At 54.4% G+C, this 11,077-nt stretch carries 9 protein-coding genes; 4 read left to right on the top strand and 5 right to left on the bottom strand.

What is annotated here, in order from left to right:
• Positions 1-9: 9 nt before the first annotated feature.
• The 3 genes from QRN55_RS03130 to QRN55_RS03140 all read right to left on the bottom strand — a co-directional run bounded on the left by QRN55_RS03130 (position 10) and on the right by QRN55_RS03140 (position 3,308).
• The gene (locus QRN55_RS03130) at positions 10-1,242 is read right to left on the bottom strand and encodes an ABC transporter substrate-binding protein (RefSeq protein ID WP_284774715.1); all 1,233 of its coding nucleotides are present in this window, start codon (positions 1,240-1,242) and stop codon (positions 10-12) included.
• A 71-nt stretch (positions 1,243-1,313) separates the two neighbouring features.
• Positions 1,314-2,216, bottom strand: coding sequence for a sugar phosphate isomerase/epimerase family protein (locus tag QRN55_RS03135; RefSeq protein WP_284774716.1), 903 nt, complete (start codon positions 2,214-2,216; stop codon positions 1,314-1,316).
• Between the two features lie 12 nt (positions 2,217-2,228).
• Positions 2,229-3,308 (bottom strand): Gfo/Idh/MocA family protein, encoded by a 1,080-nt coding sequence (locus tag QRN55_RS03140; RefSeq protein ID WP_112500248.1) that lies wholly within the window; start codon positions 3,306-3,308, stop codon positions 2,229-2,231.
• Positions 3,309-3,402: 94 nt separating this feature from the next.
• On the opposite strand from QRN55_RS03140, the gene QRN55_RS03145 reads away from it, so the two are divergent.
• Entirely contained in the window at positions 3,403-4,449 is a 1,047-nt protein-coding gene (locus QRN55_RS03145; protein ID WP_233136738.1) for a LacI family DNA-binding transcriptional regulator, read from the top strand.
• Positions 4,450-4,904: 455 nt separating this feature from the next.
• Here QRN55_RS03145 and QRN55_RS03150 read toward each other — a convergent pair whose 3' ends face one another.
• Positions 4,905-5,663, bottom strand: a complete 759-nt coding sequence (locus tag QRN55_RS03150; protein ID WP_162698259.1) for a hypothetical protein — start codon at positions 5,661-5,663, stop codon at positions 4,905-4,907.
• Positions 5,657-6,451 carry a hypothetical protein gene (locus QRN55_RS03155; protein WP_233123592.1) on the bottom strand — a complete coding sequence of 265 codons (795 nt, stop codon included), beginning with the start codon at positions 6,449-6,451 and terminating at the stop codon, positions 5,657-5,659. Before QRN55_RS03155 ends, QRN55_RS03150 begins: the two co-directional genes overlap by 7 nt.
• Before the next feature lie 263 nt (positions 6,452-6,714).
• Here QRN55_RS03155 and QRN55_RS03160 point away from each other — a divergent pair, with 263 nt between their 5' ends.
• From QRN55_RS03160 to QRN55_RS03170, 3 genes are all read left to right on the top strand, one after another.
• Complete coding sequence (locus QRN55_RS03160; RefSeq protein WP_112500251.1) at positions 6,715-7,221, top strand: PAS domain-containing protein; 507 nt, start codon at positions 6,715-6,717, stop codon at positions 7,219-7,221.
• 698 nt (positions 7,222-7,919) lie between these two features.
• Positions 7,920-10,070 carry a methyl-accepting chemotaxis protein gene (locus tag QRN55_RS03165; protein ID WP_277877905.1) on the top strand — a complete coding sequence of 717 codons (2,151 nt, stop codon included), beginning with the start codon at positions 7,920-7,922 and terminating at the stop codon, positions 10,068-10,070.
• 448 nt (positions 10,071-10,518) lie between these two features.
• On the top strand, positions 10,519-10,920 hold the full coding sequence (locus tag QRN55_RS03170; protein ID WP_112500253.1) for a response regulator: 402 nt from the start codon (positions 10,519-10,521) through the stop codon (positions 10,918-10,920).
• Positions 10,921-11,077: the final 157 nt, after the last annotated feature.

Here is an 11,077-nt window from a genome sequence, read left to right on the forward strand (position 1 = left end):
CAAGCACGATCAACCTTCGACGAGCTTGATCTTCTCGGCGGCCTGATCGAGTGCTTCCTTGGGTGACATCTGGCCAGTCAAGGCAGCCTGGATTGCGTCCTGAATGGCTTTGGAAATCTTTGGCCATTCGGGAGACGGGCCGCGCGGCTGGGCATATTTAAGCTGTTCCACGAAGACTTTCAGTGCTTCATCCTTCAAAGCATTGCCAGTGGGCGGAATGGCGATGTCCGAGCGGGCGGGCAACTGGCCGAACCTCTTGAACATGTCCTTGTCCTGCGAAGCAAAATACTCGACCACCTTGAACGCTTCGTCAGGATGTTTGGTCTTGGAAAAGATCGCCCAGTTATAGTCACCCATCGCCGATGAACGCGGAGCATCAGCCGTTGGAACCGGCAACAGGGCCACGCCCCAATCGAACTTGGCATCCTTCAGCATACGGTCGATTTCCCACGGACCGGAAATTGCCATGGCGGCGTTAGCCGCGTTGAAGGTTGCGGTCGCATCCCACTGGCTTCTTGTGAGCGTGTCTGGAGAGGCCAGCTTCTCGCTCATGATCTGCTTCCACACTTCCAGCGCCTTTACCGCGCCATCCGTGTTGATGTTCTTGTATGTCGCACCGGCCATCTGCGCCCAAGGCAGGAACTGGAAGGTGCCCTCCTCATTGGCCTTGGCGCTAAACGCAATCCCGTAGACGTTCTTGGATGGGTCGGTCAGCTTCTTGGCATCGGCGACAAGTTCTTCCCATGTTACAGGTGGCTTTGCGGGATCAAGACCGGCGGCTTTGAACAGATCTTTGTTATAGTAGAGTGCAATGGTGTTGGTGGCTTTCGGTATGCCGAAATATTTGTCGTCCCATGTCGCGGATTTCAGCGGACCGGGGAAATAGTTTTCGGGTTTGATCGCATCCGACTTGGCAATCTTGTCCGTGATATCCAGAAACGCGCCCCGTGCTGCGAACATCGCATGGTTGGGATTATCGATGGCGATGATGTCTGGCGCATTGCCTGTGGAATAGGCGCGCATCGCCTCGCTCACCACATCATCAAACTGGATATAGCGATATTCAACTTGAATACCGTTCTTCAGCGCGTTGAAATCTTTGATGAGATTGGGCGCTGGCTGGATATCCCGGTCCAGCGACCATACCGTTATCTTGACGTCCTCAGCCTTTACCGACAGTGCGGCAAGGGAAACGCCTGCAAGCGCGAGTGCGCCCATCATCATGCCCTTAGCGATACCCATGGTCTCCTCCTCTGTGGTTATCGTTATTGCATTTCTCACGCGCGGCCCACCTCCTGAGCCGCGCTCTTAACTCACACCGGAACGACGATGAAATCACCGCCACGGCATGCTTTCAGATAGTTCAGGCCGTGTACCTGACCGGTCATTTCCAGCGCATCGCGATAGACCGGGTCGTGCCAGCCTTCGATATCGATCGAGCCGGACCAGCCAGCCAGCCGCAGTTCGGAAATTATGTCTGTCCAGTTGCTGTCACCAAAACCCGGCGTGCGCATGAAGACGAATTTCTCCTTGCCGAAAATGCCATGCTCCTTGATGACATCCCAGCGAATGGTGGCATCCTTGCCGTGGACGTGGAAAATCTTTGGCGCCCATTTGCGGATCTGCGGCAGCGGATCGATGAGATAGACCATCTGGTGGCACGGTTCCCATTCGATACCGATATTGTCGTCCGGCGTCTCGTTGAACATCAGTTCCCAGGCATCCGGATTATGGGCGATGTTCCAGTCGCCGCTTGCCCAGTTGCCGTCCATGGCGCAGTTTTCAAAGGCGATCTTGACGCCCTTGTCCGCTGCACGTTTGGCCAGTTCGCTCCAGATTTGCCTGTAGCGTGGAAGGCTTTCCGGCAGCGGCTTGCCGCGCAGGCGGCCGGTGAAACCGGCAACGCATGTGGCGCCGAAATGATGGGCATTATCGATGCAGTCTTTCCATCCCTGCAATGTCTGAAGATCGATATCGGTTTCTTCCAGGGGATTGCCGAACATGCCCAGCGTGGAAATGGTGATATCGCGATCGCCGATGGAATCGAGGCAGCGCTTGCCCAGTTCCGCGACGTCCTGACCGCTGGTGGTCTGCCAGAAAAATGGCTCGAAGCTCTCAAACCCCTTATCGGCGATCTGGGCGATGCGTTCTGCCGCATTTCCCTTTGTCGCGCTGACCATGGTGCCGATGCGGATGGATTTTGCCGGATTGCTCACTGTTATCGATCCTTACGCTGCAATAGGAACCCGCTGGCGAAGGCGCGCGCTTTCAATCGCTGCAATCACCATGGCGAGGCTGTTGATATTGTCGAAAGACGCCGTTTCCGGCACGCCACCGTCACGGATGGCCGAGATGAACGAAGAAATCACGCTGGCATGACCGTGGGTTTCCTCGTCATGGGAGGCATTAGGAACGTTTACGGGTTTCGACCCGCGAAGAAGCCCCGGTTCCGTTCCCGCAAGCGATGCAACGAATTCTTCTTCGCCATCCCAGGTAATCATGCCCTTGGAGCCGACCAGGCGCCACTGGCTTTCCCAGCTGGTGCGCTGTCCTTCGGCACACCACGAGCCGCGATAGGTGAAGACGACCTCGTTAGAAAATTCGAATACGGCATTGGCAGCAGCGCCGTGCGAATACCACGACCCGGACGGGTTGGTTTCGAGGCAATAGACACCGAGAGGCTTCTCGTCAGCGACGAAACGTGCGGCATCGAATGTGTGGATGGCCATATCGAGCAGCAGCACATTTTTCATTTCTTCACGGAAGCCACCGAAGTGGGGAGCGAGGAAGAAATCGCAATGGATGCCTGTAAGAGTGCCGATCAACCCTTCGGAGACGGCACGGCGCAGGCGTCGGACACCAGAGATGAAGCGACGGTTTTGAACGACCGCGTGCACCTTGCCAGCCTTTTCGGCCATGGCGATGAGTTCCCGAGCCTCTTCCAGCGATGACGCCATCGGCTTTTCGCTGAGCACATGGCATCCCGCAGCCAGACCGGTTGACACGACATTGAACCGCGCCACGGGAACGACCACGTCGAACAGGATATCGGCCTTGGTCGTCTCCAGCACATGGCTAAGATTGGTACCGATGACGACATCGGTCAAGGAAAACTCTTGCGCCAGCGCTTGCGCCGTGTCGCGGCTCAAATCCACCAGGCCCACAATTTCGATGGAAGCGGTCAGTTCAGGCGTCGAGGCGATTGCCCGCAGCCAGCCTTTTGCCATAGCTCCGCATCCGCATAAAACGGCATTCAATATGACGATTTCCTCCCCGGTTTTCGCACCAAACTCCTCAAGGTGCGACATTCCGTAAACGTTTACGACGCTATGATGGAAAGGCTAGATGTGTCAAGAGGCGTAAGCGAACGCAGATGCGTGATTAGACGGAGACGGATAAGACATGAAGGGAATACGCCAGCTTGCCGAGCATCTCGACATCTCCATAGGCACGGTTTCACGGGCATTGAACGGCAAGCCGGATGTCAATGACGAGACACGTCGCCGCGTGCTTGAGGCTGCCGAAGAGCTTGGTTATGTCGCCAACCAGTCGGGTCGCAGCCTGCGCCAGGGTACCACAAACGTTATCGGCTTGATGATGGGTAGCAACCCGGAGACGGTGGAGAACTCGGATAATTTCTTCATGGGCGTAACCGACGGATTGCAAAGCGTTTTTGCACCTCACAAGCTGGACCTCGTCATCCTTCCTTGTTCCGATGACGAGGACCGCGAGGAATATTTGAAGCGCATGGTGGCGCGGCGGTTAGTGGATGCGATGATCATATCCTCCACCCGTCGCATCGACCGGCGGATTGATTTCCTCGTCAAGACGGGCGTGCCTTTTGTCGCGCTCGGGCGGTCGCAATCAGGCGGGAATTATCCGTGGGTCGATCTGGATTTCGAAGGCGTTGCATTCGCATCGATCAACCGGCTTGCCACCAATGGACATACACGCATTGCGGTGGCGGTTCCCGATAACGACATCAATTTGGGCTATGTTTTTCTCGATGGCTACAAAAGAGGACTGAAGGAGAACGGGCTTTCCTTCGATCCATCGCTTGTGATCAAGGCCAAATCCAGCGAGCAAGGGGGCTATCATGCGGGCAGCGAATTGCTGCACATGCCGCAGAGACCGACAGCTGTGGTATTGATCTACGAATTGATGGCGCTTGGTCTCTACCGCAGATTGGCAGAAGTCGGCCTCAAAGTCGGTCGTGACCTTGCCGTCATCGGTTTTCGAGAAGAGCCTCGGGGGCGATTTCTGCAGCCGCCACTCACTAGTTTCCGGCTGTCATTGCGAGATTTGGGTGTTTCGGTGGGGAAGACGTTACTTTCCAAAATGCCCGCTTACGCTTCATTTTACCCAGACGAGAAGCAGCAAATCATTTGGCCACTGGAGCTTGTTGCAGGAGAAAGCGACGCCAAAGTAGCAGGTGATACGAAGCAATGAACCCGGGATTGGAGACTCCGATCCTATCAAGCCCTTGAAAGTGTAACTCCACAAGATACGACGCCCGAGGCGAGATCTTGATACGGGATCAACGAGAAAATCGTAGGGCGGCGGCGGACGTGACTAGGCGTCGATGATGGAGCGTCTTTGATCGACTTGGGCCACGCGATACGAAATTTGCAAGGCGCTGCTTCAGTCGCCTCAAGGGCGTGCGTCGATCTCGATTATTTCCCTGCCCACGAGACTCCAGAAGAGAAACTTGCGTGGTTGACGGAGCGCGTCAAGCTTTTACGCCACGGTGGTTCCGATGTATGTGAGGAGATGCTGTCGGAAGTCTTATCGCCTTGAGATCGCGGGGGGACAAGAAAATTTGCTCACTTCACTCAGTCCTGAGCGGTGTTGTTGCAAAACATCTCCTTCTTCTATCGCCCACGCATATCTAAGCTTGACAGAATTCATTTTGCAAACGGGATTGTTTCGTCCCGTGTGCGAGTGCCGGGTGGAAGGCCTTTCCGGTCGTCGTCAACCACCATTCCTCGGGTGGAGTAAGTCAGGTTGAGCCAAAGGCGGTCCCACATCGGGGAGCGTACCCCGGCGCGATATCCTTCCTGTTCGCTCAAAGCCTTGTCGCGCCAACGGCCGGCGATCTCGGGAGGCACGAGCGCAAAAAACATCGTGTCACCGTCCGTCGCATCGATCGACAGAAGAACCTTGCCGTAGTCCTGGATGTTCTGCTCCAGTTCCTTCGTAGCTAGGGCATATTGCGACCAGACGAGATCACGATAAGCGTTTATCGGTCCCGGCGGTTGTTCTCCAACTATCAGAGGGCCAAAAACGGCATTGGCGACAGAACCTAGCGTGGTCTTGTTTATGATGCCGCCTTCCTGCCAGATCGAGAAAATATCGCTGGTGTACTTGTCTTCAACAGAGTGCAGCTTTCCTGCGTTGTCCAGCAGATTGACGGTGGCGAGAAACAATCGATGACGCGCAGAGTAATCCTCTGCGCCGTAAAATCCGATGGTCTCCATATCTGTAGGCGGGTTGACAGCCATCTCCTGGACCCGCTTTACGATGGTAGGATCGGCTCCCGAGAAATCGGACGCGAAGGCGATGACATCGGTATAACCTTCAGATGGCATTTCGGCTCCTTCAAATTGCGCTGTAGAAAGAATGCAGAATAGGACGGCGATCGGGCAGGTGTACCGCGCTAACATTTTAGTGTCCTGCAGTCCGGGCACCCTCCGGGTGAAGTGGCGTATGCCGGAAGACGACTTGTTTGTGTTCGACAAGCGGCATTAGCGTTTGAGCAGGGGGGTGGGATCGTGATCGCGGTCCACTCTGCTCCGTCGAATGTTTGAACGCCGTGGTTCCTGTCGAAGAAGTAAAGCGTGTTGCCAACAGTTTGCACACTGAGCGGATTGGGGACGTTTATGTTGATGGAAGGATCAAGGGTCGGTTTCAGCGGGGACAGGATATGTCCATCAAATGAATAGAGTCCGTAATCAGAGCCAATTGTCATCCTGTCACCAAAACGGGTTATCGATCTCAGGTCCTCGTCGTCTCCCTTGAATGAAACGTCACTGAAGCCGCGCTCTGCGTTGCCATCCAGAATGACGCCGTTTTCTCCGACCGTCCATACCCTGCCCGGATTTTCTACGAAAACGTCCGACATTACCGCTGGCTGGGCGTAGTGTTGACCGTCTCTCGGGGTGGCGACCACCTTCCAATCGGTTCCGTTCCAGTGGTAAAGCCGACCTTCCATGACCTTGGTCTCGCCTTCGGCCGCATGGTGGATGGCGAGCGCCTCGTCGGGTCGTCCCAGATCGAACAGTTCCGCTGTCCGGTCCTCCTCTTCCTCGGTCAACTTCCTTCCCGAGGCCTTAGGGATGCAGGTGACTGCCATATAGAGATCGTCAAGCGAAGGGCCAGCGAGCGCGCCGAACACGAGATGGTCGAACTCCTCCGATGGCATCGGCAGTATGTCCTGTTGAACCATTTCCACTGGTCGCGTTCCCGGATGTAGAGCTGGGAATTATGACCGGTTACCAGCAACGTGTCGCCGATCGCAACGATACGGTTCGTGCAACCAACCGTCGATATTCAAGCACTGCGCGCCAAGACTGGCGGACTGACACTGGAGAACGATTTTCCTCAAAGAACAGCAAGAACGAACGGACCTATGACATCGACACTTTAAATTAGCAATCCGACATGCAAGTCTATGGCCGTTCTGAGTCCATTTCTTTCTAAGGCTGGGAGAGAGTTATGAAAAAGTCATTGCTGACAGGAGCCACAGTTGTTTCATCCCCACACAGTATGGGGTTTTACACTTGGCATGTCGCAGAGAACAAACTTTACGGTGACCCCTACTTGGCTAAACTCTATGGCTTTTCCATCGAGGAACTCGCCAAAGGAATTTCAGTCGAACAGATCTTTGCAATCATGGTGGAAGACGACCGCGCTGTGATCGCCAGTAACGTCCACAGTGCAATCCTGAACGCCGAACCATCGATTGGTCGCTTCCGTGTGCGGCATTCCGACGGTTCGACGCGGACCTTGATATCTTTTGGACGTTGTCTTCATGATGAGATGGGCGTCCCGACGTTCTATACCGGAGCTGTTATGGATGCCTCCTCACCGCATATTGCGGAGGGTAGCGATCCTTTGCAGGCCCATTGTCGCGCGGCGTTATCAATCGCGGAAAGAAGAGGTAACCATCTGGCTGCCCGTTATCTTTCTTCAGCATTGAACACGGTCTCTCCCGGTCATTAGAGACAACAGATTGCCGAAAGATCGTTCCGCCTAGATCGGGTGAGCAGAAACTTTAAATAGCCCAAGGACACCAAGGCCCGCTGTGGTACCCTGTCAAATAGTTTCGCGGAGCTAATCCATACGCCACCGGGGTACAGAGCTTACGGTTCATTTCTTTGCTCCATCGAAGATGCGGTTGGGTTTTACCAGCGCGAGTGCACTTCATATTCCCAGCCTCGCGATAGTCAGCGCTGGAAGACCTATTAAACGCGTGCATTTTCGGCAGCTCACTGAGTTGAGGCATCCTTGCACGAGTAAGCTGAAATTTCGAGATGCTGGTTGGTGCCTAACACTCAGGTCTCGGAAGAACTTTCCATTTGTATGCAAGAGGCAAACTTCCTGATTGACCTTACGTGAGTCCGAGATTCCAAACCTCTACAATTGCAACTCTGCCTAGTAAATGGGCATATTGAATTCTTTGTATGCAAAAATAACGAAATTTCAATGGTTTATTATTATATGACTGACGTAATTCTAGCAGATACGCTATTCATCATCAGAGGCCAAACGTGAGCATATTCGGCAATCTAAAAATCAGGACTCGCATCATCATCGTTGCGGCCATCCCAACTATCGCCTTGGTTGGCGCAGCCTTGCAAGACAATGTGAAGCGTTTGCAAACAGCATCCGAAGCGCAATCTGTTGCAGAAATTGCCTCAATGGCCCCCATTTTGGGCGCCACGATCCATGAGGTTCAAAAAGAACGCGGAGCTTCCGCCGGTTTTGTGGGTGCCCGTGGGCAGGGCGAGTTCGGCCCCCTTCTTGAAAAGCAAAGAGGTGCTGCGGACGTGGCAATTCAACGCTTCAAAACACTGGGTCTGACAGACGAAAATAGCAATCTGGCGCCAGCCCTTAGAGAACTCGCTTCTGCCGCTCAAGCCAAGCTTGATAGGCTCACAGCCATGCGGCAGGACGTGACGTCGCTCAAGGCCGGTGTGCCGGAGATTGCCTCCTACTTTGCCGACACGATCAGCAGCCTCATCAAGATCATCGAATCGATGAGTTCCTTGACGACGGACAGCACCATATCCAACAGAATTGTCGCTTACTCGGCACTGCTGCAAGGCAAGGAAAGGGCGGGACAAGAGCGAACGATTGGAACTGCGGCCTTCACATCCGGCAGCTTCAGCCCTGAAAGCTACCAGCTCTTCGTAAAATTCGGTGCGATGCAAAATGTCTATTTCTCTGATTTCAATAGCTATGCGGGCGCAGACCAACGAGCTGCATTGAAGGATGCGTTGAGCGGTGATGCAGGCAAGCTTGTCGAAAACCAACGCAACATTGCAATGGCCAGCCCGTTTGGGGGGCAACTGAACAGCGTAAGCGGTGAAGAATGGTACAAAGCGTCGACCAATCGCATCAATGCCCTGAAAGCTGTCGAAGACAAGACAGGCCTTGACCTGCGCGACTTCGCCGCCGCATGTGCTGCGCAACAGCACAACAGCCTTCTCATCTCCCTGGCGATATCCTTTGGCGTTCTTGCACTCGTTGCCGTGCTCGCAACAATCGTGACACGGTCTATCACAAACCCTGTTACCCGTATTGTAAAGACAATGCGCGAACTGGCGAATGGCCATGCGGAAGCCGAATTGAGCGTCGTTGCCGACCGTAGTGAAATCGGCGACATGGTGAAATCCGTAGCCGTGTTCAAAACCAACGCACAGGAACGGTCGAAACTGGAAGCGGAAGCGCAGGCCAACCGCGCGCTGTCTGAACGTGAACGGCTGGAGCAGCAGGAAAGAGAAGCAGCGGAAAGTGCAGAAGTGCAGTTTGCGGTCGACACTTTGGCTGCAGGTCTGGGCGCTATGGCCAATGGCACCTTGAACTACCGCATCAACCACACCTTTGCGACCCGTCTGGATAAAATCCGGGTGGACTTCAACGGCGCAATAGAGCGCCTTGAGGACGCCATCGTCAATGTGAGCGGCAATGCGCAGGCCATTTCTGCCGGATCCAACCAGATCCGCGCCTCGGCGGACGATCTTGCCAAGCGCACCGAACAGCAGGCGGCATCCGTCGAAGAGACAGCCGCTGCGCTGGAACAGATTACGACAACGGTTGCCGACACCAGCCGCCGCGCTGAAGAAGCCGGTCGCCTCGTGACCGCCACGCGTGAGAATGCAGAGCATTCCGGGACGGTGGTAACGAAAGCCATCAATGCGATGAATGCGATCGAGACGTCCTCCAACGAAATCTCCAATATCATCGGCGTCATCGATGAAATTGCATTCCAGACCAACCTACTTGCCCTAAATGCGGGCGTTGAAGCGGCGAGGGCGGGTGAGGCCGGCAAGGGCTTTGCCGTGGTTGCCCAGGAAGTTCGCGAGCTCGCGCAGCGTTCGGCCAGTGCGGCGAAAGACATTAAAACGCTGATTGCCAAATCAGGGGATCACGTCAAAAGCGGCGTCAGCCTTGTTGCACAGACAGGAGAATCGCTCGGCAAAATCGTCGAGCAGGTGAAAGAAATCAGCGTCAACGTGCTGTCTATTGTAGAAGCGTCGCGCGAGCAGACGACCGGTATCAAGGAAATCAACCAGGCTGTGTCCCAAATGGATCAGGGCACCCAACAGAATGCCGCAATGGTGGAAGAATCCACCGCGGCAAGCCATGCCCTTGCACGAGAAGCGGAAGCTTTGTTCATTCTGGTCGGAAAATTCGAGACAGACGCCAAGGCGAAATCAGGCGCTTCGTCCGCAGTAGATCGGTACCCGGATCAAAAACGGTCGCCTGCCCGACAATTGCTGAACCGGGTGAGCTCGTCATTTTCGGGCAATGCAGCGCTCAAAAACAAAAGCTGGGAAGAGTTCTAAGAAAAACCAGCTTTGACGGACTTCGATCAGGTCACCTCCCATCGAGAGGTGGAGGTGACCTGTTACACACGACTACTAGAACGAAACCCAACATTACAGATATCGCGTAATAAGGAGTATCCGGGTTCAACGTTTACAGTTGTGGAATGGATGCAGTTGTTGCGTTTCATGATCTCATACGGTGGTTTGGACCGCTATGGCAAGGCGCGTTGGTGTCGAGTGCATATGGGTTGTGCCGCAATACTCGAATCAACTGCTGGGTACCCAGATCTCATTGCACCTGTGACTACAGCTTACACAGACGCTAACGAGGCCACGAACGTCAAGGCGTTACCTTCGAAGGCCAATGATAGAGAGAAGACATCTTCAAGAAATTGAACTTGTTGACCAATGTTGCTCCATCTCCTGGATATAAGGAACAAACCGGTGTTCTGTAGCTTTAGGGTGAATGGAAACCGCAGAATTCGAAGAGCTCGTTCAACCCATTGCCCTTGTCGTCGACGACGAGCCGCTCATCCTCTTGGAGACGGTCGATATCATTTTGGATGAGGGATACTCAGTCGTGGAGGCATCCACGGCAGATCAGGCGTTTGCGTTTCTCGACAGGCACTCCTCGCTCCAGCTTCTTTTTACTGACGTACAGATGCCCGGAGACCTGGACGGCTTCAGTCTGGCACGAATCGTCGCAGAGCGCTGGCCGCACATCTGTGTGGTGATCGCGTCCGGGGCAATCGTTCCCGGTCCGGGCGACCTTCCAGGCAACGCGAAGTTCATAGGCAAACCGTTTACGGCAGAACTTGTCCATCAAACATTGATGGAGCATGGTTTCCGAAAGCCAGACTCCCCTTAGTTACATCAACCGTACGCAATTATGATCCCTAAAACATAGGACCTGCAATGGCTAGCCGGTATTTTTTTGATGTCCACAACGGCGACGGGGAAGTGATCGACGTGAACCGCACCGGGTTTGCCGGAGGCTTCAACTTCTGAGAAAGTGGAGTCATCAT

Origin of the sequence: Agrobacterium sp. lyk4-40-TYG-31 (assembly GCF_030209855.1) — a bacterium.
Classification (GTDB): Bacteria; Pseudomonadota; Alphaproteobacteria; order Rhizobiales; family Rhizobiaceae; genus Agrobacterium; species Agrobacterium vaccinii.

Coding starts and splice junctions, on each gene's coding strand:
- QRN55_RS03145 (WP_233136738.1), top strand. CDS start 3,403: ATGAAGGGAATACGCCAGCTTGCCGAGCATCTCGACATCTCCATAGGC.
- QRN55_RS03165 (WP_277877905.1), top strand. CDS start 7,920: ATGGCCCCCATTTTGGGCGCCACGATCCATGAGGTTCAAAAAGAACGC.
- QRN55_RS03160 (WP_112500251.1), top strand. CDS start 6,715: ATGAAAAAGTCATTGCTGACAGGAGCCACAGTTGTTTCATCCCCACAC.
- QRN55_RS03140 (WP_112500248.1), bottom strand. CDS start 3,308: ATGTCGCACCTTGAGGAGTTTGGTGCGAAAACCGGGGAGGAAATCGTC.
- QRN55_RS03130 (WP_284774715.1), bottom strand. CDS start 1,242: ATGGGTATCGCTAAGGGCATGATGATGGGCGCACTCGCGCTTGCAGGC.
- QRN55_RS03170 (WP_112500253.1), top strand. CDS start 10,519: ATGGAAACCGCAGAATTCGAAGAGCTCGTTCAACCCATTGCCCTTGTC.
- QRN55_RS03150 (WP_162698259.1), bottom strand. CDS start 5,663: ATGTTAGCGCGGTACACCTGCCCGATCGCCGTCCTATTCTGCATTCTT.